Source organism: Jiella mangrovi (assembly GCF_017815135.1).
Lineage (GTDB): Bacteria > Pseudomonadota > Alphaproteobacteria > Rhizobiales > Rhizobiaceae > Jiella > Jiella mangrovi.
This window is the reverse complement of the sequence record NZ_JAGJCF010000002.1, coordinates 264,331-291,298: the sequence shown is the minus strand read 5'-3', so window position 1 is coordinate 291,298 and position 26,968 is coordinate 264,331. Positions and strand designations below refer to the sequence as shown.

Here is a 26,968-nt window from a genome sequence, read left to right as displayed (position 1 = left end):
CTTCTGCCGGAGCCCGCAGGCTCCGGCTCGACTTATCATGGATCGGCCGGCATGCGCCGGGTATTCAGCCGTCGTCAGAACCCGCCATTGGCCGCGATGACGTCGTCGATGCTGATCGGCTGCAGCATGGCATGGCCGGCGCTTTTTGGCCGTTCGGCGCTCACCGTGCTCGCGGCCTCCGCATAGGGCGGCTCCGTGGGAACCGGTAATGCACGCGGGTCTGGCTGTGATCTCGGCGCTTTGAGGCTCGGTACCTGGGCGTGGATCGCCTGCGCTGGCGCCGAGCTGTCGATGTTTTGCGTCGGCGCGGTCTTGTAGGCCAAGAGCATGACACGAGCCGCCCGATTGGCCGCTTCGAGCCCTGGCGGGTTGACGAAGGCCGGGTCGCTCTTGCGGCGGGCGTCCTTGCGCTTTTCGTAAAAGACGTTGCCTCCCGCCTCCACCAGATAATGCATGTTGGTGTAGGGGAAGGTCATGCCGGCGGTGTGGAAGAATTTGGCATTGCCGACATAGCGGTGCCGGCCGCCATTCAGCACCTTGGTCGCCATCGAGGCCGCAAGCCGGCTGCCCTTGCCCATCTCGCGCGACAGGACGCCGGGGGCGAACTGGTTCTTCTGGCCGACGACGGCGCAGACGCTGTTGGGATATTTGTCGCTTTTCACGCGGTTCATCACCACCGTGCCGACGGCAAGCATTCCCTCCGGGCTCGAGCGGTTGGATTCGAAATACATCACGCGCGTCATGCATTCATGCGCGGTCATCACCCGCCGTCCGAACAGCGACGAGGCGCAGCCCGACAGGCTGATGGCGACGAGAAGCAGCGCGGCTGCGCGGATGGCTTTGGCCGATTTCGGAAATGACATTGGCAAACTCGGATGGCCGACATCGATTCGGGCGGTTCGAATTCACGATATTGTCCGTGAGGGCTTAACGGGTGGTGCCGAATTGCCATCAGCCCCGCAGAATTGCGGGAGTTGGTTAATAGTTGACGAAAATTCGAGGCAATTCCTCGGCCGCGGGACAAGCCGTTGGAAACAGTGCCGCCGCTCGATCGTTGAGGCTGTGAGACCGGCGACAGACCGGCCGCACAGCAACGAAAGGGCAAAGCCATGTTGGACAAGCCGATCGACTACAAAACCTGGATCCTCGTCGCGGACGGCGAGAAGGCGCTGTTCATGGAGAATATCGGCGACGGCGAATTGCCGAATTTCGAGATTCGCCGAGTCGAGGAACAGGACAACCCGCCGAGCCGCGAGCAGGGCGCCAACATGCCGGGGCGGATGAGCGATGGCGGCACCGCCCACCGTTCGGCGGTGGAGGACACCGACTGGCACGAACTCGGCAAGGAGCGCTTTGCCGCCGACATCGCCGAGATGCTCTACAAGATGGCCCATCGCGGCCGCTTCGAGAAGATCGTCATCGTCGCGCCGCCGAAGATCCTCGGCGAGATGCGCCAACAGTTCCACAAGGAGGTCGAAGCGAAGATCGTCGGCGAGATCGCCAAGGATCTGACCAACCACCCCCTCGGCGAGATCGAGAAGCTGGTCGCGGCCTGACGGTGTCGCGCAGGACCACTGGGGGAGCGGTGCGCGCCGCTCCCCGTCGTGCATTACCGGTGTCAGGCCGTCCGTTTTCGGCCCGTCAGGAATGATCGTTGGCCCGGGTTGCCGCCGATCTTGCGAAGCAAAGGACACGGGATGGCCATCGAACAGCTGATTCTCGAGCAGATGAAGAACGTCTACGAGCAGCTCAACGTCGAGAGCATCAAGAAGGACGTCGACGAGAAGGGCATCGATGCCGTCATCAATCAGGCGGCGCTGTGGGCCGGCGCTACCGGCGCCGTCGCCGGCACGGGCGGTGCCGTCACCATGGTGTTCGGGCTTCCCGTCAGCGTGATCAATACGCTCGTCCAGCAGTTTCGCGTCACCATGGCGGTGATCCACCACAAGCGCCAGAGCGTCGTTCCGTCCTTCGAGGACTTCATGAAGATTGTCGGCCTGTTGCTCGGCGTGCAGATCGGCGCCACGATGACGCGCAGCCTCCTTTTGAACATCGCCGGGCAGATCGGCGCGCGTGTGGCGACCGGCGGGTTCGCCATGGCGGTCCCGGTTCTCGGCGGCGTGGTCGGGGGCGGGGCGAATTATCTCTACATCAGGGGTATCGGCGCTTCGCTGAAGCGCATGAACATGAAGGTGATAGAGGGTGTCGAACGACCGACACTCGAAAAGGAAGACCACCTTCCCGCAACATGAGGTGTGTGAGCCGGGTGGTCGGTCGTAGTCGCGCGAGCGATGCAAAACGGCGGCAAAGGCGGGAGCGACGGGACGATCAGCCCTGTCGCCGCGCCAGAAACGCCAGCCGCTCGAACAGATGCACGTCCTGCTCGTTCTTCAGAAGCGCGCCATGCAGCTTCGGCAGCATCTTGGTCGGGCTCTCGCGCAAATCCTTGGCCTCGACGTCCTCGGCGACGAGGAGGCGGATCCAGTCAAGCGCCTCGGAGGTCGAAGGCTTCTTCTTGATGCCGGGCTGCTCGCGGATCTCGTAGAACTGGGTGAGGGCGGCGCGCACGAGATCCTGCTTGATGCCCGGATAGTGGACATCGACGATCCGTTGCAGCGTCTCGGGGTCGGGAAACTGGATGTAATGGAAGAAGCAGCGGCGCAGGAAGGCGTCCGGCAGCTCCTTCTCGTTGTTGGAGGTGATGATGACGATCGGCCGGTGCCTTGCCGCGATCGTCTCGCCGGTCTCGGTGACGTCGAAGCTCATCTTGTCGAGCTCCTGCAGGAGGTCATTGGGAAACTCGATATCGGCCTTGTCGATCTCGTCGATCAGAAGGACGACGCGTTCGTCGGAGGCGAAGGCGTCCCAGAGCTTGCCGGGCTTGATGTAGTTTTTGATGTCGTAGACCCGTTCGTCGCCGAGCTGGCTGTCGCGCAGCCGCGAGACGGCGTCATATTCGTAAAGGCCCTGCTGTGCGCGCGTCGTCGACTTCACCGTCCACTGGATCAGCCTGAGGCCGAGCGCTTCGGCGATCTGAAAGGCGAGTTCGGTCTTGCCGGTGCCCGGCTCGCCCTTCACCAGCAACGGTCTCTCGAGCGTGATTGCGGCATTGACCGCGACCATCAGATCCTTGCCGGCGACATATGTCTTGGTTCCGGTGAAGCGCATGTTCCGTCCCGTTCCGTCTCGCCGGCTTATGCGTCAACGCGCATCCATGCCGACCCTTTGCCCGCCGCAACCATAGGGGCAGCCCCCGGCGTTGCAAGCCGCTGGGGTCGGCGAAAGAAGACTGTCCGTTCAAAGGGGAGCGGCAAAGCACCCTCTTTAATCTTTCGCAGCTGCGAATAGATTTCGCCTTGATCGGCAGCGTCGATCTGCCCTCCTTCCTCTCGAGCCCGGCTTCGCCGCGCGATCGGCGGCCTCGGCCTGCATCCTTTGAACCGGAAAGTCCATCCATGAGCCAGAGCGCGACAAAAGCTGCCTCGGCGGGCGACAGCGCCGGCCTTGGCGGGGCGCTGACCTTCCTTTTCGCCCTGTCCTGCGGGGCGCTCGCGGCCAATCTTTATTACGCCCAGCCGCTGGTCTCGCTGATGGGCGCCGATCTCGGCCTGCCGATCGCCGCCGAGAGCGCGATCGTGACGGTGGCCCAGATCGGTTACGCCATCGGCCTCGTCTTTCTGGTCCCGCTCGGCGATCTTCTGGAGAACCGGGCGCTGATCCTCGTCACCATGGCGACGAATGTCGTCGGCCTTGCCGGGCTGGCGCTGGCGCCGGGGCTGACTTCGCTGTTCGCCGGCATGCTCTTCGTCGGCGCGACCTCCTGCGCCGCCCAGATGCTGGTGCCGCTCGCGGCCAATCTGGCGCCGGAAGAGGAGCGAGGCGCTGTCGTCGGCAATGTCATGAGCGGCCTTTTGGGGGGCATCCTGCTCGCCCGGCCGGTCTCGAGTTTTCTTGCCGACTATCTCGGCTGGCGGGGCGTCTTCGGGCTCTCGGCCGCCCTGATCGCCGTCTTGGCCCTGGTCTCCCTGTTCATGTTGCCGCAGCGCGAACCTGCCGGCGAGCGCGGCTATTGGAGTCTGATCCGCTCGCTCGGCCGTCTCTTCGTCACCGAGCCGGTGCTGCGGCGTCGCGGCCTCTATCACGCCGCGATGTTCGCCGCCTTCTCGCTATTCTGGACGGCCGCGCCGATCATTCTTTTGCGCGAACCGTTCGACTTTTCGCCGAGCGGCGTCGCGCTGTTCGCGCTGGCCGGCGTCCTCGGCGTCTTCGCCGCTCCCGTGTCGGGCCGGCTCGCCGATCGCGGCTATGCGCGCATCGGCACGATCTCCGCTCTGTCGATGGTAATCGCCGCCTTCTTCGTCGCGATCTTCGGCGCGACGTCGCTCACCGCGCTGGTGGTCGCCGCGGTGGTCGTCGATCTCGGCGTCCAGGCCAACCTCGTCTTCGGCCAGCGCGAGATCTATCGCCTGGCGCCGAACATCCGCAACCGCCTCAACGCCGTCTACATGACCACCTTCTTCATCGGCGGGGCGATCGGCTCGGCCCTTGCAAGCCCGGTCCTCGAGGCCTTCGGCTGGTTCGGCGTCTGCATTCTCGGCATGGCCATGCCGGGCGCGGCGCTCGTCTATTTCGCGCTCGCCGAGGGGAAGGGAGACTGAGCGTCCCACTTGTCGAGAAAGGCTTCGATCGGCAGGGCCTGCATGTCCGGAACGGCGTCGAACAGCGTTTCCAGCGGCCAGTCCCACCAGCATAGCGCGGCGATCCGGTCTGCGATCGGCGAGGAAAAGCGCGCGCGGATCGGCTTGGCCGGCACGCCGGCGACGATGGTGAAAGGGGGCACGTCGCGGGTCACGACGGCTCCACCCCCGATCACCGCGCCGTCGCCGACAGAGACGCCGGGCATGACGACCGCGCCGTGGCCGATCCACACGTCGTTTCCGATCCGCACGCTCTGGGCCCTGCGTTTTTCGCCGACGCTCTGATCGACGCTCAGCCAGCGGAAATATTCGTTGGGTCGATAGCTGATCTTGTGGGTGGTGAGGCGATCTGTCGGGTGCGCGAGCGCATTGATCCGCACATTGGCGGCGATCGAACAGAACTTGCCGATCACCGTGTAGGTCGCCTCGCCGCCGCGTTCGAAATAGGAAAAATCACCGACCTCGACCTCCCGCAGAATGACGCGCGCCCCGATCTCGGCGTAGCGGCCGAGCCTCGTGCGCTTCAGTTCGGCGGTCGTGGCGATCTTCGGCTCGCTCGGCCGGAAGCGCAGTTCCTCGAAATTTTCAGGTCGCGGTGTTGGGTCTGGCATCGGGGATGGATGGTGGTTCCGTCGTCGTTTCGGGACCGTAGTCCGGTTCCGGCTGCGATGCCACCAGGAGCGACGACGCGGGCTTGCCCGATCGCCTGCGTTTTGCGCGATCGCGATGAAGGGCGAAACCGAGCAGGATGGCAACGCCGACGAAAACGGCGAGAAGTTCGAGCGCCAGCGGTATCCCCTCGCGGCCGAAGACGGACACCGTGACGATGTCCGAAAGGATCTCGCCGAGGACGAAGATCGGCAGGCTGTTGCGCCCGGCGGCGAAGACGGGCCTCAGCCAACCCGTCGGCGAAAGACGCTGCAACGCGTCGAGATTGAAGACGACATAGACGATCGCAAGGGCATTGATCAGCCGGAGGGGCCCCTCGCTGGTCTTCGAGATCAGGAAGCGCAGCGGTGTCGTCTCCCCGTATTCGCCGAGATGGATGACGAGATCGGCCGGTATCGCGACGAGGCAGAAGACGAAAGCAAGGATGAAGAGCGGCTTTGAGAACGCAAACGGCGCCTGGCCCTGCCGAACCCTCAGACCGGCCAGCAGGCCGCAGACGAACACCAGCTGCCAGGAAAAGGGATTGAAGTACCAGAGGCCCTTCGGCTGGGAGAAGTCGACGAGGTTGAGGTGAAAGATCCCGGCCAGCAGCCAGAGCGCAACGGAGGCCGCCAGAGCAAGGCGCGGCGCGACGTCGATCGCGGCGAAGAACAGCGGCACTGCGGCAATGAGCAGCATGTAGAGCGGCAGGATGTCGAGCTCGGCCGGCAGATAGCGCAGAAAGATCGCCTCCACCGCATATCTGACCGGTTGCGCGGCAAGCTTGTCGAGCGACCACTCCCTCACGAGAGCCGGGTCGCGGATGAACGGGAGCAGGAAGACGGCCGCCACCACGGCGGCGAGCATCAGGAGATGGATCCAGTAGAGCTTGAAGCTTCGGCGCAACGTCCGCGACGCGGTGGCCCTGAAACCGGCGGCGCCGCTCGCCGGGTGATAAGCCAGCGCGGCCGACATGCCGGCCATCATGACGAAGAGTTCCGCGGCGTCGCAAAAGCCACGGCTGTGCTGCAGCGCTCCCGAAAAAGACAGATTGGAATGGTCGACGAAGATCACGAGCAGCGAAAGGCCGCGAACGAGATCGATGCGGTTTTCGCGGGCGAGCGACATCGGCTTCGGATCCAGGCAGGGCGTATCTTATCCCTGCGGCAGATGTGTCTTAAGAATCGTAGCGGAAGTTTGTCGAATTATCTTGATCGCAGACGGAAGCAGCCAACCCGCAATCTCAAATCCTATCGCTCACTTTCACGCAATCGGATATCGGTGACAGGTGATGACAGATCAGAACGCGCCCCTTGCGCCCCCTTCGAAACGACCGGACTTTCCGCTGGCGCTTGCCGGCGTCGCCGCGATCGTCGCGATTGCGGCGCTCGGTTTCGTGCTCTGGCTTGATCAGGGCGAAGCGCTTCTCGTAAAGCTGGCCGCAAGTGCCTGGGCGAGCTGTTTCTGACGGCGACAGTTCACGGCCAAAGGGAGGAGCGGGGCTGCGGGCTGGCGAGCCGGCCGCAGGGTCCCGGTGACGGTCAATTCCGGAGTTGGATCAATGAACACGCGCACGATCATCCAGACCGGGCTTTGGGCCGTCGTGGCCCTCGTCGCCGGAGCGCTTGCCATCACCTATCTGAACCTGTCCGGGGGGGGCGTCGCTGACAAGCCTTACGGAACGCCCTTCACCCTGGTCGATCAGAACGGCGAGCCATTCAGCTCGAAGCGCCTCGCAGGCAAACCCTACGCCTTGTTTTTCGGCTACACCCACTGTCCCGACGTCTGCCCGACGACGCTCTACGAATTGGCCTCCCAACGCCAGGAGATCGAAAAGCAGGGCGGCGACTTCAATATCGTCTTCGTCACCGTCGATCCGGCCCGCGATACGCCGGGCGTCCTCAAGGACTATGTCGATGCCGTCTCGCCGGGCATCGTCGCCCTGACCGGCGATGCGGGCAAGATTGCCGAGACCGCAAAGGGCTGGGGAGCCTATTTCGCCAGGCAGGGCGACGGCGAAGACTATCTCATGGACCACACCGCGACGACGTTTCTGATCGACGAAGATGGCCGTCTCGCCGGAACGATCGCCTATGGCGAGGCGCCGAAAACCGTGACGGCAAAGCTCGACCGGCTCGCCGGGGTGTGAAAATCGGTCGCGGGCAGAGGCCGCGATCCACGGCCTTTTGCGCGTTCCCGCCAGTCACACGAGGCGTAGCGCTTGAGCCTCTGCCGCATTGCAGCGCGCCGTTCGACGGCGCGGTGCACTCATCCGATCCGCGGCGCTTGTCGGGTGCACTGGGCCGATCGGGCGCGCGCCATATCTAACGCCGATCAATCGACGCTGCCGGGCGAGAGCCTACACCGCACCGAACCGACAGGACATTTCGCCGATGCACGATCTCGCCATGCAGCTCGCCGTGATCGGAGGCGCCGGCATCGCCTCGCAATGGGTCGCCTGGCGCCTGCAGATTCCCGCCATCGTGATGCTTTTGGGCGTCGGGCTCGTCTTCGGCCCGCTGACCGGGATGATGAATCCGCGCGAGGACTTCGGCGAACTCTACACGCCGCTGGTCTCGACGGCAGTTGCCATCATCCTGTTCGAGGGCGGCCTGACGCTGAACTTCCGGGAAATTCGCGAGACGTCGACGGCGGTGCGCCGCGTGGTTCTTGTTTCGGGGCCGCTCGTATGGGGAATGACGGCGCTGGCGGCTCATTATGTCGGCGGCATGGCGTGGCCGATCGCCATCATCCTCGGCGCGCTCCTCGTCGTCACCGGCCCGACGGTGATCATGCCGCTCTTGCGCCACGCTCGGCTGCGGGCCCGGCCCGCCTCGCTCCTGCGGTGGGAAGCGATCCTGAACGACCCTGTGGGAGCGCTTTTTGCGGTCGTCTCCTTCGAGGCCTATCTCGTCCTACGCGGCGACGACAATGCCGAGCACCTGGTCCTGATGACCGTCGCGGCTCTCGTCGTGGCGGTGGCCGGCGGAATTCTGGTCGGACGGGCGCTGACGACCTTCTTCGCCAGGGGCTATGCGCCGGAATATCTGAAAGCGCCGATCCTCCTTGCAGCCGTCGTCGGCATGAACGCGCTGACCAACATGCTTCTCGAGGAAGCCGGGCTTCTGACCGTCACGGTGATGGGCATCACCATGGCGAATACCCGATTGGCAAGCCTCGCCGAATTGCAGAAGTTCAAGGAGACGATCACCGTCCTCCTCGTCTCCGGCCTGTTCATCATCCTGACGGCTTCGCTGCAGCGCTCGGTGATTCTCAGCCTCGAATGGCGGGTCGTCGCCTTTCTGGCGCTGGTTCTTCTCGTCATCCGGCCGGCCGCGATCTTCGCATCGACGATCGGAGCGGGGCTGGGATTTCGCGAAAGGCTGCTGGTCAGCTGGATCGCGCCGCGAGGCATCGTCGCGGTCGCGGTCGCAGGTCTGTTCGGCGCGTCGCTGGCGCGGATCGGCATGGAGGATGCCGACCGCATGGTCGCCTACACCTTCGCCGTCGTCGCCGCGACCATTCTCCTGCACGGCTTCACCCTGAAGCCTCTGGCAAAGCTCCTCGATCTGCGCGTCACCAACCGGCCGGGCATCCTCATCGTCGGGGCCTCGCGCTTTTCCATCGCCCTGGCGCAGCGCCTCAAGGCCCAGGAGGTGCCGGTGCTGATCGCCGATTCCAACTGGTCGCACGTTTCGGAGGCGCGGCTTGCCGAGGTCGAGGTCTGGTTCGGCGAGATCCTCTCCGAAGAAGCCCATCACTCGCTCGATCTCTCGCGCTTCGATCACATGATCGCGGCGACCGACAACGACGCCTACAACGCTCTCGTCTGTACCGATTTCGGCGCCGAAATCGGCCGGTCGGAAGTGTTTCAGATCGGAGCGACGGCCGGCGGTCAACAGAGCGGCGGCGCGCGCCATGTCATGCACTTCACCCTCGGCGGGATGCCGCTCTTCAAGCCGCCGCGCACCTATAACAAATTGCGCGACGACATCATCGACGGCTGGACCTTCCAGGCAACGCGCCTGACGCCGGAATTCGGCCTCGAGCAGTTTCAGGGCTCCCGGCCGGAGGGGACTCTGCCGGTCCTGTGGATCCGCCCGTCGCACGAGATCGTCTTTGCCGCGAGCGAGGGGGCGGGCGAGCCGGTGCCGGGCGACACGATCATCTCCTTCGGCCCGGCCCGGGCCGATCGCGATCAGGAAAAGATCGTGCGCGGCACCTTGACCGAGCGCGATGCGCGAAGGGAAAAGGCCCGCAAGACCTCCGAAGAGGTCTCGAAACAGGCCGAAGGAACGAATTGACGGTGCAGATCCGGTATTTTTTCAGGTCGACGCGAGCCGTGGCAGAGAGCGCCTATGCCCGCCTCGAACCGGCATTCGAGGACGAGGGCGCACCGCTCGCCATCACCGAGATCGACGAGGCGGCGGGGCTGTGGGAGGTGGCGGCTTATCTCGAGGTTGCGGTCGGCGATGACGGCGAGGCCGTTTCGGGCGACGAACGGGCCGAGGAGTTCCGGGCCGCCGCCGGGCTTGGCGCCGACGTCGAGATCGGCTGCGAGGTGCTGCCGGACAAGGACTGGATGGCCGACGTTCTGGCCGAGCTCAAGCCCGTGCGGGCGGGGCGGTTCGTCGTTCACGGCGCCCATGATCGCGACAAGATCGGCGCGCATGAACTTTCGATCGAGATCGAGGCGGGGATGGCTTTCGGCACCGGCCATCACGGCACGACGGCGGGCTGTCTGACGCTGATCGACCGGGTGGTTCGCAAGCGCAGGCCCCGCGCCGTCCTCGATCTCGGCACCGGCAGCGCGGTGCTGGCGATCGCGCTCGCCAAGCTTGCCCGCCTTGCCGTCATCGCCACCGACATCGATCCCGTGGCTGTCTCTGTCGCTGCGCAGAACGTGCGGGCGAACGAGGTGGCCGGGCTCGTCGAGACGGTGCGCGCCGACGGCTTTGCCGTTCCGGCCGTCCGGCGCCGGGCGCCTTTCGATCTCATCGTCGCGAATATCCTCGCCGGCCCGCTCATTCGTCTGGCGCCGGATTTCAGACGCCACGCTGCCAGAAACGCGGATGTCGTCCTGTCCGGAATTCTGGTCGAGCAGGCCCCGGCCGTTCGCGCGGCGTTCCGCGCCCAGGGCTTCGCTCATCGCGAGACACTGGTGATGGGCGAGTGGGTGGCGCTGCATCTTCGCCGATTGGCGATCTGAACGACAAAGGCCCGGCAGCCGCAAGGGGCGCCGGGCCTTTGTCGAAATCCGATCGGGTCTCGTCGCGGCGCCTCGCCGCGACGTGAGACTTCGGGCCACCTGATCCTGCAAGGCGGTGCTGATCTCAGCCCCAGCTCTCCGCAGACGGGATGCGCTCGGCTCAAGAGCGGTGCGGAGCGCGCCCTTCGAAGTTCGAGGTGGTTTCCGCGGCAGCAACTTCGGGCGCGAAGCGCTTGCCGTACTGGCTGGCGATGTAGCGGCGAGCTTCGCGCTCGCGGGCTTCCATCATCCGGTTGAGCATCGTGCGCATGATGCCGACAGACTGCTGGCGCGGACGTGCGGTGGTGGTCTCATTGCTGGCCAATTGCGATCTCCTTCAGATGGCTGTGTTCGGCCTCCCGTTGCAGTGCAATATGATCGATCGCGACGAACTGCGGTAGCGTCCCGGCCGCATGGGTGCATCCCGTCTGCTGCAATGCAGCATGAGCCGGGTGCGCCGTCAGTCATCGTGCCGGCCGTTTTGTCGCCGGTGCATTGCTCGTGAGCGGCGGCGCTCTTGCGGCGATGGGCGAAATGCCTGAGACAACGGATGAGTATTCAGACCAAGGGAGCGGCCATGGAGCGTCCGGCCGGGCGTGCCGCCCCCAAAGCGCCAAAGGCAGCGCAGCGGAAGGATCGCCATGTTCCAGAGTTTCGACAATCTCAGTGATTTTTCGCAAAGCGCCAGCCGGATCGCCGAGCTGCGCCGGGTTCTGGTCGATGCCGGAGTCGATGGCTTCATCGTGCCGCGTGCCGACGAGCATCAGGGCGAATACATCCCCCCCTCCGCCGCGCGGCTGGAATGGCTGACCGGCTTTTCGGGCTCGGCCGGGGTGGCGGTCGTTCTGAAGGAGAAAGCGGCAATCCTCGTCGACGGTCGCTATACGCTGCAGGTGCGCGATCAGGTCGATCTTTCGGTCATCACGCCGCTCTCCTCGATCGAGACGCCGCTTTCGACCTATCTGAAGAGCGAGGCGGCCGGCCTCAAGATCGCCTATGATCCGTGGCTGCACACCATCGCTTCGGTCGAGAGGCTGAGCCAGGCCATGGCCGAGACCGGCGGCGAACTGGTCGCCATCGCCGACAACCCGATCGACCGCATCTGGACGGATCGACCGGCGCCGCCGAAGGGCAGGGCGTTTCTGCACGGCGAGAACCTTGCCGGAAAAAACGCGGCCGACAAACTCGCGGGGCTGCAGAGGGTGATCGTTGACGCGAAGGCCGACCTGACCGTTCTTACCGACCCGTCGTCGATTGCCTGGACCTTCAACATTCGCGGCGCCGATGTCGAGCACACGCCCCTGATGCTCGCTTTCGCGATCGTTCCGGCCAAGGGCAAGGCGCTGATCTACGTCGACAAGGACAAGATCGACGACGGTGTCGCCGGCAATCTGACCGCGCTTGCGGAGATATGCGAGCCGAAAGCCTTCGAGAGCGATCTGGCAAAGCTCGTCAAGGATCGGGCGGCGGGGCTCGACGGCGATCTTGCCGCCGCACGCCTTGCCGAAATCGTCGATGCTTCAGGCGGGCGTGTCGTCGAGCTCGCCGATCCGGCGCGCCTTCCGCGAGCGATCAAGAACGAGGGCGAACTGGCTGGCAGCCGTGCGGCCCATCACCGCGACGGCTTAGCCGTGACGCGGTTTCTCGCCTGGCTCGACCGCCAGCAGCCCGGCTCGATCGACGAGATTACCGCGGCCGAGACCCTCGAGGCATTCCGGGCCGAAGCCGGAGACGCAGCCGGCATTGCGCTGGCCGACATCTCCTTCGATACGATTTCGGGCGCGGGTCCGAACGGGGCGATCGTCCATTACCGCGTCAATCGGCAGACCAACCGGCGGCTTCAGCCGGGCGAGCTGTTTCTGATCGATTCGGGCGCGCAATATCTCGACGGCACGACGGATATCACGCGGACCGTGCCCATCGGCGAGCCCGACGCGCTGATGAGGACGCGCTTCACGCAGGTGCTGAAGGGAATGATCGCGATCTCGACCGCGCGCTTTCCGAAGGGAACGCGAGGCGTCGACATCGACGTTCTTGCGCGGATCGCGCTTTGGAAGGCGGGCTGCGACTATGCCCATGGCACCGGCCATGGCGTCGGCGCCTTCCTTGCCGTTCACGAGGGGCCGCAGTCGATCTCCAGGCGGGGAATGGCGGTGTTCGAGCCCGGCATGATCGTTTCCAACGAGCCCGGCTACTACAAGGAGGGGGCGTTCGGCATCCGCATCGAAAATCTCGTCGTCGTCACCGAGCGCGAGGCGATCTCCGGCGGCGATGCGCCGATGCACGGCTTCGAGACCCTGACGCTCGCACCGATCGATCGTCGGTTGATCGATTCCACCCTTCTGACCGAAGAGGAGCGGGGCTGGTTGAACGCCTATCACGCAAGAGTGCGCGATGCGCTCATGGGCGAATTGTCGGAACCGGATGCCGCCTGGCTGGAAGCTGCGACCCGGCCCGTCTGAACGCCCTGGCCTGTCTCTGCGGCCTACAGCATCGGGCGATAACTTCGCATCGCCCGATGCTGTAGATTCTGCATTGCGCGCCGACTCATCGAAAAACCGGATTCCACTTTTTGCCCGGCGCTCTAGCGGCAGCGCCGGCGCTTGCCGTGATAGGGCTGGTAGGTGCCCGAGCGGGCGTCGAAGGAGCGGTATTTCGCCGCGCAATAGCGATACCAGGCGCGCGAGCCGGGCCGCGGGGCATGGCGATAACGAACGTTCGGGCGAATGCGATAGAGCGGCCTCGGGCCGTAGTAATAGGGCTCGTAATAGCGCGGCTCGGCGATCGAGAGGCCGAGGCCAAGCCCGAGAATGCCGCCGATGACCGCCGCGGCGGCGGCATCGCCGCCGCGATGAGAGTGCCGCCAATGCCCGGCTTCCGCCGGCTTTGCACCGACGATCGGCGTTCCGGCGGGAAGCGCCAGAGGGGCCAAGGTCAGCGCGATCGCGGCAGTGATGATGGGCAGCGACAGTCGGCGGAACGAAAGATCTCGAACAAATGGCATCGCAGTCTCCTCCCGGTTCGCGGGGAAGCGAGTTGCCGAAAGCGTCCCCACTTCCAAATTTGTTCGTCCTGCTGTCGGTTCGACCGGCCCAACGCTCTGAAACCAGACGAAAACATGCGTTCGAGGCAATAGTGACGCATTGACCGCCTTTATGCAACCTCAGGTGTATTATGTCGCCTTGCGTGCAACTTTTGGCGATGCGACAACTGGAGTGGAGGCAGCCGATGGTTCCGCATCTCGTCTATTTCGCCGATCCGATGTGCTCGTGGTGCTGGGGCTTTGCGCCGGCTATCGACGCAATCGCCGCCCGCCATCCCGACTTGCCGGTTCGCCTCGTTCTCGGCGGGCTCCGGCCCTTCAACGACAAGCCGATGGACGATGCGGCCAAGGCGGATATCCGCCGGCACTGGGAGCATGTCGAGGCGGCGAGCGGGCAGCCCTTCGACTACGGCTTCTTTAAGCGGAAAGGCTTCGTCTACGACACCGAACCCGCGGCGCGCGCGGTCGTCGCCGCGAGGCGGCTCGATGCCGGGCATGCCTTTGCCCTGATGCGGCGGATCGCCGGGGCCTTCTATGCGCGCAACCGCGACGTTACCGATACGAGCGTCTTGACCGAGCTTGCCACCGAAGAGGGACTCGACACCGCCCGGTTCGAGGCGGTGTTCGAGGACCCGGCGACGCGTGAGGAAACGCTGGCGGATTTCGCCGTCAGCCAGGCCTCCGGCGTCACCGGATTTCCGACGCTCGTCGCCGGCCCAAAGGCCGGCGGAAACTACGAGGCGATCGCGATCGGCTTCCTGCCGCCGGAACAGGTGCTGAGCCGGGTCGACGCGTTTCTCGGCGCGGATTGAGTTCCGCTACGGTATTGGAATGCATCGGAACGGACGTCTCGCCGAAAAAAGGCTCGACAAAGCGGAAAAACTATGGCGTCCTTACGGAATGAGAGATTGGCTTTCATAAGGTTCTCGCCAAGATCCGCAGTGTCTCGTGGCCGTGTCCGCGAGTTTTGACGGTTCTTGTTTCGTAAATTTCGGCGCTCCACTTCGCCGACTACGAATCTCTATTCGGGCCGAGCTGCGAAGGCCAAGCAGGGCGCCCGGATCTGCGGTCCTTGCAGATAATGCGTCGACACCCATGCCGACGCTTCTCCGGCGTGAAGCGGAATCGGGACGACAGTGATCGTGAAGCCGGGGCGTTTTGTTCCCGGCGGCTCGACGAATGTGGCCGGCGGGTGGGGCGCCTGCCGGCCGCGCCTCCACACCGCGCTTTCCTTACTTAAAGGCAGCGTGTTTGGGTTCGCCGGGTCTTCCGCCCGGGTTGCAGCCCGGTTCCCGGCCGGTTCTTCGATCGTCAGCGCGCTCGAAGCCGTGTCACGCCCGGGAAGGCCGCCCGGACTCGCGGCGAGGCGTCAGTCGGCAGCTTCTCCAGAGATCGCCAGCGTGCGGCCGAGGCGCCCTGCAAGATCCATGATGAACTGATGGGCGACACGTCCGGAGCGGCTGCCACGCGTTGTCGCCCATTCCAGCGCCTCGCGCCGAACGTCTTCACGCTCAACGAGATCGCTCAGCCCATAGGCCGCGACATAGCCGTCGATCATCTCGAGATATTGATCCTGGCTGCAATTGTGGAAGCCTAGCCAGAGGCCGAACCGGTCCGACAGCGACACCTTCTCCTCGACCGCTTCGCCGGGATTGATCGCCGTCGAGCGCTCGTTCTCGATCATGTCGCGGGGCAGGAGATGGCGCCGGTTGGAAGTGGCGTAGAAAAGCACGCTGCCGGGCCGGCCTTCGACGCCGCCTTCGAGCGCCGCCTTCAGCGACTTGTAGGCGGTGTCGTCGTGATCGAAGGACAGATCGTCGCAAAACAACAGGATCGGGGCGGGCGCTCTCACGAGGAGCGACATCAGGTCAGGCAGATGGGCGATGTCCTCACGCGGGATCTCGACGAGCTTCAGTGGCGGTCGGGCGGTGGCGGCAAGTTCGGCGTTCACCGCGGCATGGACGGCCTTGACCAGCGACGACTTGCCCATGCCGCGCGCGCCCCACAAGAGGGCGTTGTTGGCCGGCAGCCCCCTGGCGAAGCGCAGCGTGTTGTCGAACAGGATGTCGCGGGAGCGGTCGATCCCCTTCAACAGGACGATCGGCACCCGGTTGACCCGGCTGACGGGCTTAAGGCCGGTCGCGGGGTCGAAGACGAAGCAGTCGGCCGCATCGAAATCGGGCTCTGCCACCGGCGGCGGCGCAAGCCTTGCAAGGCTTGCGGCGATCGTCTCGAGGCTCGCGGCGATCCGGGCGAGTTCGCTGTCGTTCGGCATGTTGCGGTCCATCGGTCGGGCTCTTGAACGGGCTCTTACCACCGGCCGGACGAAGGGCCGGAGGGTGGCCACCGCCTCAATAGGCAAGGAATCGGCGGCCTGCAAATGCCGACGCTTGTTGCATTGGACGGCCTCGTTCGTATATTGCGGCCACGCTTGGGCAGGCATCCATCGGGATTTCGGGCGTCTTCGAACGTCGCTTCGGCGTCCTTCTTCTGTCTTTCGCCTGAAACTTTTTGCTAGTGAGGTTCATGATGTTCGTGTCCGAGGCTTTCGCCCAGTCCGGTGGTGCTGCCGGCGGTGGGAGCGAATTGTTGATCAGTATTCTTCCCTTCATCGCCGTCTTTGCGATCATGTACTTCCTCATCATCCGCCCGCAGCGGACGACGATGAAGAAGCGGGAGGAAATGCTGAAGAACATCCGGCGCGGCGACACGGTGGTCACCGGGGGCGGGATCGTCGGCAAGGTGACGAAGGTTCTGGAAAACGGCGAACTGGAGGTGCAGATCTCCGAGCAGGTCCGCATTCGGGTGCTGCAGGGCACCGTCGCCGATGTTCGCGTCAAGGGCGAGCCGGCGGCAGCCAACAACAAATAGCCAATTTCATGGACCAACGGCAGGTCCTGCCGTAATATCGCCTGAGCTGCCGAAAAAAGCAGCAAGACGGTGAAGCGCGCTTCAAACCGGACCAGGGCGGGCCCTCGGTCCGATATTTGCGAGACCACCATGCTCTATTTCTCGCGCTGGAAGACAGTTCTGATCTGGCTGACGGTCCTCGTCGGGCTCGTCTATGCCGCGCCGAACGTGCTTCCACGCAACGTCACGGACAGCCTGCCGGACTTCTGGCCGAAGCAATCCGTCACGCTCGGGCTCGACCTGCAGGGCGGCTCCTACATTCTGCTGCAGGTCGACAGCGCGTCGCTCGTCCAGGAGCGGCTCCAGGCCATCCAGGACGAGGTGCGGCAATCCCTTCGCAACGAGCGGATCGGCTATTCCGCGATTTCGGCAAACGGGCGAACGGTGACCGTCAGGCTGCGCGATCCGGCGCAGGCCGACGCCGCGCGGCAGGCGCTTCAGCCGCTGACCCAGCCGATTTCGGGTGGTCTTCTTTCCGGCGGCTCGGTGGCCGAGGTGGCGCTGGCCGAGCCGGAGCCGGGCGTCATCACCGCCTCGCTCACCGATCAGGGCGTCGCCTACCGCACGTCGGCCGCCGTCACCCAGTCCATCGAGGTGGTGCGTCGCCGCGTCGACGAGCTCGGCACCACCGAGCCGGTGATCCAGCGCCAGGGCGACGACCGGATCATGGTGCAGGTGCCGGGTCTCGGCGATCCGCAGCGATTGAAGGAACTCCTCAACCAGACCGCCAAGCTGACCTTCCAGCTCGTCGACCAGAGCGAGAGCGCCGAGCAGGTCGCCAGGGGCTCCCGGGCACCGGCGGGGTCGGAGCTTCTCTACACCACCGACAATCCGCCGCAGCCGATCCTTGTCAAGAAGCAGATCATGGTCTCGGGCGAGAACCTGACCGACGCCCAGGCCGGTTTCGACCCGCAGACCAACGAGCCGGTCGTCAACATCCGCTTCGATTCCCAGGGCGCCCAGCGCTTCGGCCGGGTCACCCAGGCAAATGTCGGCAAGCCCTTCGCGATCGTTCTCGACAACAAGGTTCTGTCCGCTCCGGTGATCCGCACGGCCATTCTTGGCGGCCAGGCGCAGATCTCGGGCTCGTTCACCGTCCAGAGCGCCAACGATCTCGCGGTGCTTCTGCGGGCCGGCGCGCTGCCGGCGACCCTCGACATCATCGAGGAGCGTACCGTCGGGCCGGGCCTCGGCGCCGATTCCATCGCCGCCGGCGAGATCGCAGGCGTCATCGGCGCGATCGCCGTCGTCGTCTTCATGTTGGCTGCCTACGGATTTCTCGGCATCATCGCCAATATCGCTCTTGCGGTGAACGTGATCCTCCTTTTCGCCATTCTCACCGTGATCGGTGCGACGCTCACGCTGCCGGGCATCGCCGGCATCGTTCTGACGATCGGCATGGCGGTCGATTCGAACGTTCTCATCTACGAGCGTATCCGGGACGAGCGGCGACAGGGCAGGCCGGTCGTCCAGGCGATCGACAGCGGCTTCAAGAAGGCGCTGGCGACGATCCTCGACGCCAACATCACCACGCTGATCGCCGCCGTCGTCCTGTTCTTCCTGGGGTCGGGGCCCGTGAAGGGTTTCGCCGTGACCCTGGCGATCGGCATTCTCACCACGGTGTTCACCGCCTTCACCCTGACGCGCTGGCTCGTCGCCGAATGGGTTCGCCGGCGCCGGCCGCGTGAACTGCCAAGGGGCTATCTGCGGCTCGTTCCCGACGTGACGCGCATTCCGTTCATGAAGGTGCGGCTGAAGATCTTCGGCCTGTCGATGGCGCTCTGCGTGGCCTCGATCGTGTCGCTGTTTGCGATCGGTCCGAATTTCGGCATCGATTTCACCGGAGGCACGCTGATCGAGGTTCAGGCGAAGCAGGGGAGCGCCGATGTCGGCGATATCCGCCAGCGCCTCAGTGAAGCCGGGATCGCCGATCCGCAGGTGCAGGAGTTCGGAACCGACCGCGAGGCGCTGATCCGTATCGGCTCGTCCGGCGAAGTCTCCGATGCCTCGCAACAGGCCCTGGTCGACACCGCCAGCCAGGCAATTTCGGCCGATTACGACATCCGCCGGACCGAGGTCGTCGGGCCGACCGTTTCGGGCGAACTCGCCTGGGCGGCGATCATCGGCGTCCTCGCCTCCCTCGTGGCGATCCTGATCTATGTCTGGCTGCGTTTCGAGTGGCAGTTCGCCATCGGGGCGATCATTGCGACCATCAACGACGTGGTCCTGACGCTGGGCTTTCTCGTCGTCACACAGCTCGATGTCAGCCTGTCGACCGTCGCTGCGATCCTGACCATCGTCGGCTATTCCCTGAACGACACGGTCGTCATCTACGACCGGGTGCGCGAGAACTTGCGCAAATACAAGAAGATGCCGCTCGGCCAGTTGCTCGACCTCTCCGACAACGAGATGCTGTCGAGAACGACGATGACGTCGCTGACGACGGTGCTCGCCCTGACGGCGCTGTTCGTCTTCGGCGGCGAGGTGATCCGGTCCTTCGTGGCGTCGATGCTGTTCGGTGTCATCATCGGCACCTTCTCGTCGATTTTCGTCGCGGCGCCGGTCCTGATCTTCTTCAAGCTGAGGCCGACCGATGCCGCCGAGGCGGCGAAGGCTGCCGATGACAAGGCGAAGGCCGAGGCGGAGGATCCGACCGAGCGCGGCCACGTCAACCCGGGCCAGGCCTGACGAATGCCCAAGGGGATCGAGATCCGCGAGGCGCATTTCCCGGGCCGGGCGCCGATCGAGGCCTATGGCAATGGCGGTTTCCGCTTTGCCGACATGTCGCATCGCGGCTCGGTTCTGTGCCTGCCATCGGGTATCTACGGCTGGTCGGCGACGATCGATCAGCCGTTTTCGGGTGAGCGGCTCGAGCTGGTCTTCAAGGAGGAGATCAAGTTTCTCCTCTTCGGAACGGGGACCGACATCAAGCGCCTGCCACCCGGCCTTGCCGAACGGATGAAGCGGGCGGGCATCTCCTGCGACCCGATGTCGACTGGTGCGGCGGTGCGAACCTTCAACATCATGCTGTCCGAGGGGCGTCCCGTCGGAGCCGCGCTCGTCGCTGTGGACTGACGCGCGTCGGCGGCAGCTTTCAAGAAGAGAGAGGCTCCGTCTTCTCTCTTTGAACGCAAGCCGCGGTGTCGCCCGTCGCATCGATGTGGCAGGGCCGTCATCAGTCCCAGCATGGAGCAACAGGCTCGCGAGGAACCCCAATGGCCGCCAACGAGAGCGATCCCTGCCGCGAACTCGTCGAGAGCGACGACCGCGACCGCGCGCTTTCGCTTGCCTTTGCGCCGCAATCCGTCCGCGCCGATCTCGCCGCCCTATACGCCTTCAATGTCGAGATCGCGCGGATTCGCGATCACATCAGCCAGCCTCTGCCGGGCGAGATCCGACTGCAGTGGTGGCGGGATGTGATCACGGCCAAGGCCGGAACGGAAGACGCGCCCGGGGGTGGCGAGGCGGGGCACCCCGTCGCGAGCCGCCTGACCGAGGTGATTGCCCGCCGCCGCCTGCCTGTGGCCGCCTTCGACCGGATGCTAGAGGCGCGGATTTTCGATCTTTATGACGATCCGATGCCTTCGCGCGGTGATTTCGAGGCCTATGCCGGAGAAACCGCCTCGACGCTGATCGTCCTTGCCGCGACGATCCTCTCGCGTGACGATGCAGATCATATCGCCGATGCCGCCGGTCATGCCGGCGTCGCCCAGACGGTGGCGGGCGTTCTCAGGCTCCTGCCGATCCACCGGGCCCGCCGTCAGGTCTATCTGCCCGCCGATATCCTTGCCGCGTCCGGATGCTCGCCCGAGGCGCTGATCGCTGGCGAGGCCGAGCCTTCGAGGCGCGCCATCGCCGCGATGGCCGCTTTTGGCAGGCAGCACGCGGCCGACGCGCGCCGGCATCTCGCCAGGGCCGCAAAACCGGTGCGCGCGGCATTCCTGCCGGCGCTTCTCGCCTCGCCATATTTGAACCGCATCGAGCGCTCAGGAACAGGGGCGCTGCGCGAGCCGCCGGATATTGCCGCGCCAGTGAAGGCGTTTCGTTACTGGCGCTGGATGCGCGGCTGAGCTGCCGACCCAAAGGCGAGGGGGCAATGGCCGCCGTAACCGGCTCGCCAGCCTGATCTTTTGCTCCAACGACGAACCGCAGGATGCAGAGCAAAACCGAAACGGACCGACCGCCGCGTCTGCGGCGATGGGCAGGCCGCTTTGCGGGCTCTGCGGCGAAGGGCGCGGAAACGGCACTTCTGCGGTTTCCCGTGGCCTCGCTCGCCTTTCTGCTCTTCTCGGTGGTCAGCAATGTCGCTGTGGCGGATGCCGCTTTCGTGTCCGAACGCGCCTTCATCTGGCTGCTCGGTGCGCTTTACGGAGCCGCGGCGGCCTCGATTGCCGCGACGCTCGCCGCCGAGGCGAGAGGCTGGTCCCGCATCGCCTCGCAGGCGCTCGCTTTTGGCGTCGCGGTGGTCGCCGGTGCCGCGATCTATTGGGGCGGCCGGGCCGACAACCATCTGCCGGCACTGACCGCCGCGTTGACACTTGCCATCCCGCTCGCGCCCTTCGTGGCACGCGGCGGCCCGTCGCGCTTCTGGACGTTCACGCTGTGGACGTCGGTCGGGGTGATGCTCGCCTTTCTGTCGGTGCTGCTCTTCGTGCTCGGCCTTTCGGCGATTTTCGAACTGATCCGGTTTCTGTTCGAGGTCGGCCTCGGGTCTGAGGCCTATGAGCATATCTATACGACGGCCTTCACTTTGGTCGGGCCGCTCTTTGCGATGGGCCGGCTGCCGCGCAGTTTCGAGGACGGGCCGGAGCTTGCGGACGAGCGCCTGGTTGGCGGGGTGCGGCTCCTGGTCGATTGGGTCGCCGCGCCGCTCGCCCTCGCGACAGCCGTCCTTCTTCACCTTTACGCGGCGAAGATCGCGATCGTGGGCGTGCTGCCGAAGAACGAGATCGGCCGGATCGTCATCTTCTATGCCCTGTTCGTCCTGTCCCTGCGGGTTGGCGCCGAGCCGTTCCTGGCGGGGGGCGCGTGGCTGACACGGTGGTTCGCGAAGGTCTGGGCGCCGATCCTGATCGTGCCGCTGGCGCTGGCGAGCTACGGCATCGGGCTCAGGATCGCGGCAGAGGGCTTCACGCTTCAGCGCTACTACGTCGTCCTCGGGATTCTGGCGACGGTTCTCGTCCTCGCCATTCAGCTCGTGCCGCGGCTTGCACGCGACATCCGGGTCATGACGGCGATCCCCGTCGTCCTTCTGGCACTGTCGGCCTTCGGGCCGTGGGGCGCTTCGAGCGTGGTCGGCGCCAGTCAGATCGCCCGGATCGTCGAGGAGTTCGGTGTTCGGGTTCCCGGCGACGAAGCGATCGTCGTTCGCACCAGTGGCAGCGACAAGGCTTCGCTGCAGCAGCTTCGCTCGAGGCTTTCGGCCCTTTCCGATGCCGATCGGCTCGGCGATCTGCGGCCTTATCTCGACGCGGACCTTCGCGAACGGCTCCAGGCGGCGCTTCGCAGCCAGACTTCCTGGCAGGCGCTGCAGGTCGCGACCGATGGGCTCGGCGCCGACCTGTCGAGCGTATCGCGCGCCCGTGGCCGGAGTTTCGTGGCGCTGAAGTCCGGCACGATCGACATCGGCGGCTTCGACCGCGCCGCCCTCGGCCGGTCCGCCACCACGATTCGCCAGAGTGAAAGAATGCCGGGCGGCGAGGCCTCGTCGTCGGCAGGCGCAGAGGACGACATGAGCTTTTCTCTCGACGGGGATCGTCTCGTCGCAAGCTTGAACGGCGTCTCGGACAGTTTCGCCCTGACGGATGCCATCGCCAAGCTGCCGGCCGGGCTGTTCTCGGCTGCTCGCGTCGATTCAGCCAAGCCGGTTCTGGATCTGAAGGCCAGCAGTGGCCGCACCCTGCGCCTGGCCGTTCAGCGCCTCGTCGAGGAAGAGGACGGCCGCGTCACGCTTCTCCAGTTCGACGCTTTTTACAAGGCCGCCGACTGGCGCTGAGAAAGGTGCATCGGCGCGCCGCGCTGATGGCCGCGAAGGCGGGCCGAGCCTACTCGGCCGCCTCGCGAAGGCTTGATCCTGCGAGCCAGGCGGCAAAATCTGAGAGCGCGCGCCGGGAAAGCGCATTCTTCTTGGCGATCGCCTTTTCCTTGCCGCGAAACCGCTTCTGACCCTCCGGCTTGACGATCGCGCCGGGCTCCAGCGGCGCGAACAGGCCGAAATTGACGTTCATCGGCTGGAAGGACCGCTTGCCGCCATCCTCCTGATGGGCGAGGTGACCGCCGGTGATGTGCGCGATGAGCGCGCCCATGGCGGTGGTCTGGGGAGGGGGCAGGATCGTCTCGCCGCGACGCTCGGCGGCCGTGAAGCGACCTGCCATCAGCCCGACCGCGGCCGATTCGACATAGCCCTCGCAGCCGGTGATCTGGCCGGCGAAGCGCACATTCGGACGGGCCTTGAGACGAAGCGATCCGTCGAGCAGGACCGGGGAGTTGAGATAGGTGTTGCGGTGGAGGCCGCCGAGACGCGCGAACTCGGCGTTTTCGAGGCCCGGAATTATCCGGAAGATCTCCGCCTGCGCGCCGTATTTCAGCTTCGTCTGGAAGCCGACCATGTTGTAGAGCGTGCCGAGCGCATTGTCCTGGCGCAGCTGGACGACGGCATAGGGCTTGATGTCGGGCTGATGCGCATTGGTGAGGCCCATCGGCTTCATCGGGCCGTGGCGGAGCGTCTCGGCGCCGCGCTCGGCCATCACCTCGATCGGCAGGCAACCGTCGAAATAGGGCGTGCCCTCCCAGGACTTGAACTCGGCGCGATCGCCCTCGATCAGGGCCGCGACGAAGCGCTCGTAGGTTTCCTTGTCGAGGGGACAGTTGATGTAGTCCTTGCCGGTGCCGCCGGGGCCGACCTTGTCGTAGCGCGACTGGAACCAGGCCTTGTCGAGATCGACCGAGTCGAAATGGACGATGGGCGCGATGGCATCGAAGAAGGCCAGCGCGTCCGCGCCCGTCGCCGCGCGGATCGCTTCGGCGAGCGACGGTGCGGTGAGCGGGCCGGTTGCGACGATGCTGGTGCCCCAGTCCTCCGGCGGCAGGCCCTCGACCTCGCCGCGCTCGAGCGTGACCAGCGGATGCTCGGCGAGAGCCTGGGTGACCGCCTGTGAAAACCCCTCGCGATCCACCGCGAGCGCGCCACCGGCCGGAACCTGATGCTGGTCGGCCATCGCCATGATCAGCGATCCGGCGAGCCGCATTTCCGCATGGATGACGCCGACGGCGTTGGCCGTGGCATCGTCGGAGCGGAAGGAGTTGGAACAGACGAGTTCGGCGAGACCGTCCGTCTTGTGGGCCTCGGTGCCGCGCACCGGACGCATTTCGTGGAGGATGACGGGAATGCCGGCCTCGGCAATCTGCCAGGCCGCTTCCGATCCGGCGAGCCCGCCGCCGATGACGTGAATGGGTTCTGTCGACATGAGAGATATCTAGGCCATCGCGGGCGGATGCGAAACCACCATCGCGGCAAGATCTCCGCCGCCGGGCCGCATCGCCGGGTTTTTCTCGCGGCAGTGCCGAAACGACGAAACCCGCCGGGGGAGGACCGGCGGGTTTCGTTTGTCTGACCTGCATTTGGGAGGAGGATCTGCAGGTCTTATCCGCTCGGACCCGGGAGGAGGTGGGCCCTTAGCGAAAGGCTGAAAACTCGTCTTTACCAAAAGCGCCCGCCGGGGGAGGACCGGCGGGCGACAATGGATGGTCTGCCGCATTTGGGAGGAGGTTGGCAGACCGTTTTCCACCTAGGCCCGGGAGGAGGTGGGCTTCGGCGAAACCTTGAAACTTTAGTCCCCTTGTTCGCCCGCCGGGGGAGGACCGGCGGGCGACAAAGGATGATCTGCCGGTTGGGAGGAGGTTGGCAGATCGTTTTCCACCTGGGCCCGGGAGGAGGTGGGCTTCGGTGAAACCTTGAAACTTTGATCCCCTTGTTCGCCCGCCGGGGGAGGACCGGCGGGCGACAAAGGATGGTCTGCCGCATTTGGGAGGAGGTTGGCAGACCGTTTTTCACCTAGACCCGGGAGGAGGTGGGCTTCGGCGAAACTGCGATTTCGTTGGCTCAGACGGCCGTGCGGCGCGCGACGGCCGGGATGTCGGTGCGAGCGATGCCGAGATCGGCCAGCTCGCGATGCGAAAGACGGTTGAGCTCGTTGACGGTCTCGCGGTAGCGGCGCCAGCTCTGGTAGGAACGAACAAGGTTCATCTGAGAACCTCCTTTCAGTCTTCAATCCGGGTTCGGCGGGAAGTGTTTCGTCACTCGCCCCGTCGTGTTGATCCCAATCTATGACCGGTCGCCGGTCGCCGCTAGAGCCCGAACTGCATGGCAGCAATGCGGATTGTGCAATGCAACACAAGTTAACGATCTGTGAGCGATGGCAGGGGTTTGGCGGGAAAAGCTCAGAGATCTCACATGCCTCTCGTTCGGCATAAGTCAACGAAAGTGCCTTATTGCGCCCATAACGCAGGATGAAACCGGGAGGGTCTCGCCGCGATGCCGCCTCACGCCGCGAACGCGTTCCGCCGCGAAAACGTCCGGTTTTGCCCTTTCGTGGTGGAATTCGCGGTGATATAGAGGCGCGCGCTTCGCAACGTCCGTCGCCGGCGCGCCGTGCGGGTGTGGCGGAATTGGCAGACGCACTTGGTTTAGGTCCAAGCGCCGAGAGGCTTGGGGGTTCAAGTCCCTCCACCCGCACCATTTGCCGAATTTAATGAGATTGCGCTAGGCCGGGCCCGCAAAACACGGCCTGCCCGCGTAGCAAACAGGATCAAGAAGGTAACAACAGTATGCAGGTTACGGAGACCAAGGCCGAGGGCCTGACGCGCGAGATCGAGATCGTCGTTCCCGCCTCGGACCTTGAGGCGCGCCTTCAGACCCGGCTCTTCGAGGCCAAGGACAAGGTGCAGCTGAAGGGTTTCCGTCCCGGCAAGGTGCCCGTCTCGCATCTGCGCAAGATGTACGGCAAGTCGATGATGGCGGAGATCGTCAATCAGATCCTGAACGAGACGCCGGGCTCCGTCATTGCCGATCGCAAGGAACGCGCGGCCATGCGCCCCGAGATCGGCATGACCGAGGACGAGGGCGAGGCCGAGAAGGTTCTGAACGGCGAGACCGATTTCAAGTTCACGCTCTCCTACGAGACCCTGCCCGATTTCGAAGTGAAGGATTCGAGCGGCATCAAGATCGAGCGTCCGATCGTCGAGGTTTCCGACGAGGAAGTCGCCGAGCAGGTCGAGCGGATCGCCGAGAACGCCCGGACCTACGAGGACAAGGACGGCGCAGCGGAGAAGGGCGACAAGGTCATCGTCGATTTCGTCGGCAAGATCGACGGCGAGGCCTTCGAGGGCGGTTCGGCCGAGGATTCCGAGCTGGTGATCGGCTCCGGCCGCTTCATTCCGGGCTTCGAGGAGCAGCTGATCGGGGTCGAGAAGGGCTCCGACAAGACCGTCGAGGTGACGTTCCCGGAAAACTACGGTGCCGAGCACCTCGCCGGCAAAGCCGCGACCTTCGACGTCAAGGTCAAGACCGTCCAGGCTCCGACCGAGACCGCGATCGACGACGAGATGGCCAAGAAGCTCGGCCTCGAATCGCTTGAAAAGCTGAACGAGGTCGTTCGCGACCAGATCCAGAGCCAGTACGGCATGGCGACCCGCCAGAAGGTCAAGCGTCAGCTCCTCGACGCTCTCGACAAGCAGTACGACTTCGAGCTGCCGGGCAAGCTCGTCGAGGCCGAGTTCGACAACATCTGGAACCAGGTCCAGCGCGAGCTGACCGAGAACGGCAAGACCTTCGAGGACGAGGACACGACGGAGGAGAAGGCGCGCGAGGAATATCGCCGTCTTGCCGAGCGCCGCGTCCGTCTCGGGCTGGTGCTTTCGGAAATCGGCGAGAAGGCCGGGGTCCAGGTCGGCGAGGAAGAGCTGCAGCGTGCGCTGTTCGAGCAGATGCGCCGCTATCCGGGTCAGGAGCAGGAAATCCTCAAGATGTTCCAGGAGAACCCCGAGGCGATCCAGAGCATCCGTGCGCCGCTCTACGAGGAGAAGGTGGTCGACCATCTGCTCACCGAGGCCGACGTCACCGACAAGACGGTGACGAAGGAAGAGCTGATGGCCGAGGACGAAGCCGAGACGGCGTCGGGCGAAACGGCCAGCGCCTGAGCCACGACGACATCGACGATGGAAAGGGTCGGCGGTTGCCGGCCCTTTTTCTTTTGCTGCCGCACTCTCGTCAAAGGCGTCGGCAATAGCCACGCCAGTCTCGCGCCGTAGCATGGCCTGCGCCATCTCTGTGGCAGCGCCCGCCCGACGATCCGATTTTTCAAACACAGACCGTTCTTCACTATGACGTTCCGCTTTCTGCCAACGATTTCTGCCCGGCACCTG

24 protein-coding genes and 1 tRNA gene are annotated in these 26,968 nt (G+C 64.9%); 16 read left to right on the top strand and 9 right to left on the bottom strand.

What is annotated here, in order from left to right; genetic code table 11:
- Nucleotides 1–74 precede the first annotated feature (74 nt).
- Nucleotides 75–863, bottom strand: a complete 789-nt coding sequence (locus tag J6595_RS04270; RefSeq protein WP_425342121.1) for a cell wall hydrolase — start codon at nucleotides 861–863, stop codon at nucleotides 75–77.
- Nucleotides 864–1,109: 246 nt separating this feature from the next.
- Here J6595_RS04270 and J6595_RS04265 point away from each other — a divergent pair, with 246 nt between their 5' ends.
- Nucleotides 1,110–1,556, top strand: coding sequence for a host attachment family protein (locus tag J6595_RS04265; protein WP_209593203.1), 447 nt, complete (start codon nucleotides 1,110–1,112; stop codon nucleotides 1,554–1,556).
- A 141-nt stretch (nucleotides 1,557–1,697) separates the two neighbouring features.
- The gene (locus J6595_RS04260) at nucleotides 1,698–2,252 is read left to right on the top strand and encodes a hypothetical protein (protein ID WP_209593202.1); all 555 of its coding nucleotides are present in this window, start codon (nucleotides 1,698–1,700) and stop codon (nucleotides 2,250–2,252) included.
- A 76-nt stretch (nucleotides 2,253–2,328) separates the two neighbouring features.
- Here the strand turns inward: J6595_RS04260 and J6595_RS04255 are convergent, their stop codons facing one another.
- The gene (locus tag J6595_RS04255; RefSeq protein WP_209593201.1) at nucleotides 2,329–3,168 is read right to left on the bottom strand and encodes an AAA family ATPase; all 840 of its coding nucleotides are present in this window, start codon (nucleotides 3,166–3,168) and stop codon (nucleotides 2,329–2,331) included.
- A gap of 287 nt (nucleotides 3,169–3,455) precedes the next feature.
- On the opposite strand from J6595_RS04255, the gene J6595_RS04250 reads away from it, so the two are divergent.
- Complete coding sequence (locus tag J6595_RS04250) at nucleotides 3,456–4,658, top strand: MFS transporter (protein ID WP_209593200.1); 1,203 nt, start codon at nucleotides 3,456–3,458, stop codon at nucleotides 4,656–4,658.
- Here the strand turns inward: J6595_RS04250 and J6595_RS04245 are convergent.
- Both J6595_RS04245 and J6595_RS04240 read right to left on the bottom strand, forming a co-directional pair.
- Complete coding sequence (locus tag J6595_RS04245; RefSeq protein WP_209593199.1) at nucleotides 4,625–5,308, bottom strand: DapH/DapD/GlmU-related protein; 684 nt, start codon at nucleotides 5,306–5,308, stop codon at nucleotides 4,625–4,627. The two genes, J6595_RS04250 and J6595_RS04245, sit on opposite strands and share 34 nt — an antisense overlap.
- Nucleotides 5,283–6,473 carry an OpgC family protein gene (locus J6595_RS04240; RefSeq protein WP_209593198.1) on the bottom strand — a complete coding sequence of 397 codons (1,191 nt, stop codon included), beginning with the start codon at nucleotides 6,471–6,473 and terminating at the stop codon, nucleotides 5,283–5,285. Before J6595_RS04240 ends, J6595_RS04245 begins: the two co-directional genes overlap by 26 nt.
- A gap of 163 nt (nucleotides 6,474–6,636) precedes the next feature.
- Here J6595_RS04240 and J6595_RS04235 point away from each other — a divergent pair, with 163 nt between their 5' ends.
- The 4 genes from J6595_RS04235 to J6595_RS04220 all read left to right on the top strand — a co-directional run bounded on the left by J6595_RS04235 (nucleotide 6,637) and on the right by J6595_RS04220 (nucleotide 10,554).
- The gene (locus J6595_RS04235) at nucleotides 6,637–6,813 is read left to right on the top strand and encodes a hypothetical protein (protein ID WP_209593197.1); all 177 of its coding nucleotides are present in this window, start codon (nucleotides 6,637–6,639) and stop codon (nucleotides 6,811–6,813) included.
- Nucleotides 6,814–6,906: 93 nt separating this feature from the next.
- Entirely contained in the window at nucleotides 6,907–7,494 is a 588-nt protein-coding gene (locus J6595_RS04230) for an SCO family protein (protein WP_209593196.1), read from the top strand.
- 244 nt (nucleotides 7,495–7,738) lie between these two features.
- The gene (locus tag J6595_RS04225) at nucleotides 7,739–9,649 is read left to right on the top strand and encodes a cation:proton antiporter (protein WP_209593195.1); all 1,911 of its coding nucleotides are present in this window, start codon (nucleotides 7,739–7,741) and stop codon (nucleotides 9,647–9,649) included.
- A complete protein-coding gene (locus J6595_RS04220; protein WP_245197602.1) occupies nucleotides 9,646–10,554 on the top strand; it encodes a 50S ribosomal protein L11 methyltransferase in 909 nt (302 codons plus the stop codon). The genes J6595_RS04225 and J6595_RS04220 overlap by 4 nt, the downstream gene beginning before the upstream one ends.
- A gap of 160 nt (nucleotides 10,555–10,714) precedes the next feature.
- Here J6595_RS04220 and J6595_RS04215 read toward each other — a convergent pair whose 3' ends face one another.
- A complete protein-coding gene (locus tag J6595_RS04215) occupies nucleotides 10,715–10,918 on the bottom strand; it encodes a hypothetical protein (RefSeq protein ID WP_209593194.1) in 204 nt (67 codons plus the stop codon).
- A 316-nt stretch (nucleotides 10,919–11,234) separates the two neighbouring features.
- Between J6595_RS04215 and J6595_RS04210 the strand changes: the two genes are divergently transcribed.
- On the top strand, nucleotides 11,235–13,055 hold the full coding sequence (locus J6595_RS04210) for an aminopeptidase P family protein (protein ID WP_209593193.1): 1,821 nt from the start codon (nucleotides 11,235–11,237) through the stop codon (nucleotides 13,053–13,055).
- Nucleotides 13,056–13,177: 122 nt separating this feature from the next.
- On the opposite strand, the gene J6595_RS04205 is transcribed toward J6595_RS04210, so the two are convergent.
- Complete coding sequence (locus tag J6595_RS04205; RefSeq protein WP_209593192.1) at nucleotides 13,178–13,597, bottom strand: BA14K family protein; 420 nt, start codon at nucleotides 13,595–13,597, stop codon at nucleotides 13,178–13,180.
- A 224-nt stretch (nucleotides 13,598–13,821) separates the two neighbouring features.
- On the opposite strand from J6595_RS04205, the gene J6595_RS04200 reads away from it, so the two are divergent.
- Complete coding sequence (locus tag J6595_RS04200) at nucleotides 13,822–14,448, top strand: DsbA family protein (RefSeq protein ID WP_209593191.1); 627 nt, start codon at nucleotides 13,822–13,824, stop codon at nucleotides 14,446–14,448.
- A 557-nt stretch (nucleotides 14,449–15,005) separates the two neighbouring features.
- Here the strand turns inward: J6595_RS04200 and J6595_RS04195 are convergent.
- Nucleotides 15,006–15,911, bottom strand: coding sequence for an ATP-binding protein (locus J6595_RS04195; RefSeq protein WP_209593190.1), 906 nt, complete (start codon nucleotides 15,909–15,911; stop codon nucleotides 15,006–15,008).
- 254 nt (nucleotides 15,912–16,165) lie between these two features.
- On the opposite strand from J6595_RS04195, the gene yajC reads away from it, so the two are divergent.
- The 5 genes from yajC (at nucleotide 16,166) to J6595_RS04170 (ending at nucleotide 22,541) form a co-directional block, all read left to right on the top strand.
- Nucleotides 16,166–16,507 carry a preprotein translocase subunit YajC gene (gene yajC / locus J6595_RS04190; RefSeq protein WP_209593384.1) on the top strand — a complete coding sequence of 114 codons (342 nt, stop codon included), beginning with the start codon at nucleotides 16,166–16,168 and terminating at the stop codon, nucleotides 16,505–16,507.
- A gap of 129 nt (nucleotides 16,508–16,636) precedes the next feature.
- Nucleotides 16,637–19,234 carry a protein translocase subunit SecDF gene (gene secDF / locus J6595_RS04185; protein WP_209593189.1) on the top strand — a complete coding sequence of 866 codons (2,598 nt, stop codon included), beginning with the start codon at nucleotides 16,637–16,639 and terminating at the stop codon, nucleotides 19,232–19,234.
- 3 nt (nucleotides 19,235–19,237) lie between these two features.
- Nucleotides 19,238–19,621 carry an Mth938-like domain-containing protein gene (locus J6595_RS04180; protein ID WP_209593188.1) on the top strand — a complete coding sequence of 128 codons (384 nt, stop codon included), beginning with the start codon at nucleotides 19,238–19,240 and terminating at the stop codon, nucleotides 19,619–19,621.
- 140 nt (nucleotides 19,622–19,761) lie between these two features.
- Complete coding sequence (locus tag J6595_RS04175; RefSeq protein WP_209593187.1) at nucleotides 19,762–20,616, top strand: phytoene/squalene synthase family protein; 855 nt, start codon at nucleotides 19,762–19,764, stop codon at nucleotides 20,614–20,616.
- Between the two features lie 83 nt (nucleotides 20,617–20,699).
- Complete coding sequence (locus J6595_RS04170) at nucleotides 20,700–22,541, top strand: DUF4153 domain-containing protein (protein ID WP_209593186.1); 1,842 nt, start codon at nucleotides 20,700–20,702, stop codon at nucleotides 22,539–22,541.
- 49 nt (nucleotides 22,542–22,590) lie between these two features.
- On the opposite strand, the gene trmFO is transcribed toward J6595_RS04170, so the two are convergent.
- Complete coding sequence (trmFO, locus tag J6595_RS04165) at nucleotides 22,591–24,012, bottom strand: methylenetetrahydrofolate--tRNA-(uracil(54)-C(5))-methyltransferase (FADH(2)-oxidizing) TrmFO (RefSeq protein ID WP_209593185.1); 1,422 nt, start codon at nucleotides 24,010–24,012, stop codon at nucleotides 22,591–22,593.
- A gap of 635 nt (nucleotides 24,013–24,647) precedes the next feature.
- Nucleotides 24,648–24,791, bottom strand: coding sequence for a DUF1127 domain-containing protein (locus J6595_RS04160; protein WP_209593184.1), 144 nt, complete (start codon nucleotides 24,789–24,791; stop codon nucleotides 24,648–24,650).
- 407 nt (nucleotides 24,792–25,198) lie between these two features.
- On the opposite strand from J6595_RS04160, the gene J6595_RS04155 reads away from it, so the two are divergent.
- Both J6595_RS04155 and tig read left to right on the top strand, forming a co-directional pair.
- Nucleotides 25,199–25,283 (top strand) — tRNA-Leu (locus J6595_RS04155).
- Between the two features lie 89 nt (nucleotides 25,284–25,372).
- Nucleotides 25,373–26,743 carry a trigger factor gene (tig, locus tag J6595_RS04150; protein ID WP_209593183.1) on the top strand — a complete coding sequence of 457 codons (1,371 nt, stop codon included), beginning with the start codon at nucleotides 25,373–25,375 and terminating at the stop codon, nucleotides 26,741–26,743.
- Nucleotides 26,744–26,968 lie beyond the last annotated feature (225 nt).

Excerpts from the sequence above, each read along its gene's own strand:
- J6595_RS04265 (WP_209593203.1), top strand. The coding sequence starts at position 1,110 with ATGTTGGACAAGCCGATCGACTACAAAACCTGGATCCTCGTCGCGGAC.
- J6595_RS04245 (WP_209593199.1), bottom strand. The coding sequence starts at position 5,308 with ATGCCAGACCCAACACCGCGACCTGAAAATTTCGAGGAACTGCGCTTC.
- J6595_RS04160 (WP_209593184.1), bottom strand. The coding sequence starts at position 24,791 with ATGAACCTTGTTCGTTCCTACCAGAGCTGGCGCCGCTACCGCGAGACC.
- tig (WP_209593183.1), top strand. The coding sequence starts at position 25,373 with ATGCAGGTTACGGAGACCAAGGCCGAGGGCCTGACGCGCGAGATCGAG.
- J6595_RS04240 (WP_209593198.1), bottom strand. The coding sequence starts at position 6,473 with ATGTCGCTCGCCCGCGAAAACCGCATCGATCTCGTTCGCGGCCTTTCG.
- J6595_RS04250 (WP_209593200.1), top strand. The coding sequence starts at position 3,456 with ATGAGCCAGAGCGCGACAAAAGCTGCCTCGGCGGGCGACAGCGCCGGC.
- J6595_RS04180 (WP_209593188.1), top strand. The coding sequence starts at position 19,238 with ATGCCCAAGGGGATCGAGATCCGCGAGGCGCATTTCCCGGGCCGGGCG.
- J6595_RS04210 (WP_209593193.1), top strand. The coding sequence starts at position 11,235 with ATGTTCCAGAGTTTCGACAATCTCAGTGATTTTTCGCAAAGCGCCAGC.
- J6595_RS04225 (WP_209593195.1), top strand. The coding sequence starts at position 7,739 with ATGCACGATCTCGCCATGCAGCTCGCCGTGATCGGAGGCGCCGGCATC.
- J6595_RS04200 (WP_209593191.1), top strand. The coding sequence starts at position 13,822 with ATGGTTCCGCATCTCGTCTATTTCGCCGATCCGATGTGCTCGTGGTGC.
- J6595_RS04170 (WP_209593186.1), top strand. The coding sequence starts at position 20,700 with ATGCAGAGCAAAACCGAAACGGACCGACCGCCGCGTCTGCGGCGATGG.
- J6595_RS04235 (WP_209593197.1), top strand. The coding sequence starts at position 6,637 with ATGACAGATCAGAACGCGCCCCTTGCGCCCCCTTCGAAACGACCGGAC.
- J6595_RS04175 (WP_209593187.1), top strand. The coding sequence starts at position 19,762 with ATGGCCGCCAACGAGAGCGATCCCTGCCGCGAACTCGTCGAGAGCGAC.
- J6595_RS04205 (WP_209593192.1), bottom strand. The coding sequence starts at position 13,597 with ATGCCATTTGTTCGAGATCTTTCGTTCCGCCGACTGTCGCTGCCCATC.
- J6595_RS04195 (WP_209593190.1), bottom strand. The coding sequence starts at position 15,911 with ATGCCGAACGACAGCGAACTCGCCCGGATCGCCGCGAGCCTCGAGACG.
- yajC (WP_209593384.1), top strand. The coding sequence starts at position 16,166 with ATGTTCGTGTCCGAGGCTTTCGCCCAGTCCGGTGGTGCTGCCGGCGGT.
- J6595_RS04260 (WP_209593202.1), top strand. The coding sequence starts at position 1,698 with ATGGCCATCGAACAGCTGATTCTCGAGCAGATGAAGAACGTCTACGAG.
- J6595_RS04255 (WP_209593201.1), bottom strand. The coding sequence starts at position 3,168 with ATGCGCTTCACCGGAACCAAGACATATGTCGCCGGCAAGGATCTGATG.
- trmFO (WP_209593185.1), bottom strand. The coding sequence starts at position 24,012 with ATGTCGACAGAACCCATTCACGTCATCGGCGGCGGGCTCGCCGGATCG.
- J6595_RS04230 (WP_209593196.1), top strand. The coding sequence starts at position 6,907 with ATGAACACGCGCACGATCATCCAGACCGGGCTTTGGGCCGTCGTGGCC.
- J6595_RS04270 (WP_425342121.1), bottom strand. The coding sequence starts at position 863 with ATGTCATTTCCGAAATCGGCCAAAGCCATCCGCGCAGCCGCGCTGCTT.
- secDF (WP_209593189.1), top strand. The coding sequence starts at position 16,637 with ATGCTCTATTTCTCGCGCTGGAAGACAGTTCTGATCTGGCTGACGGTC.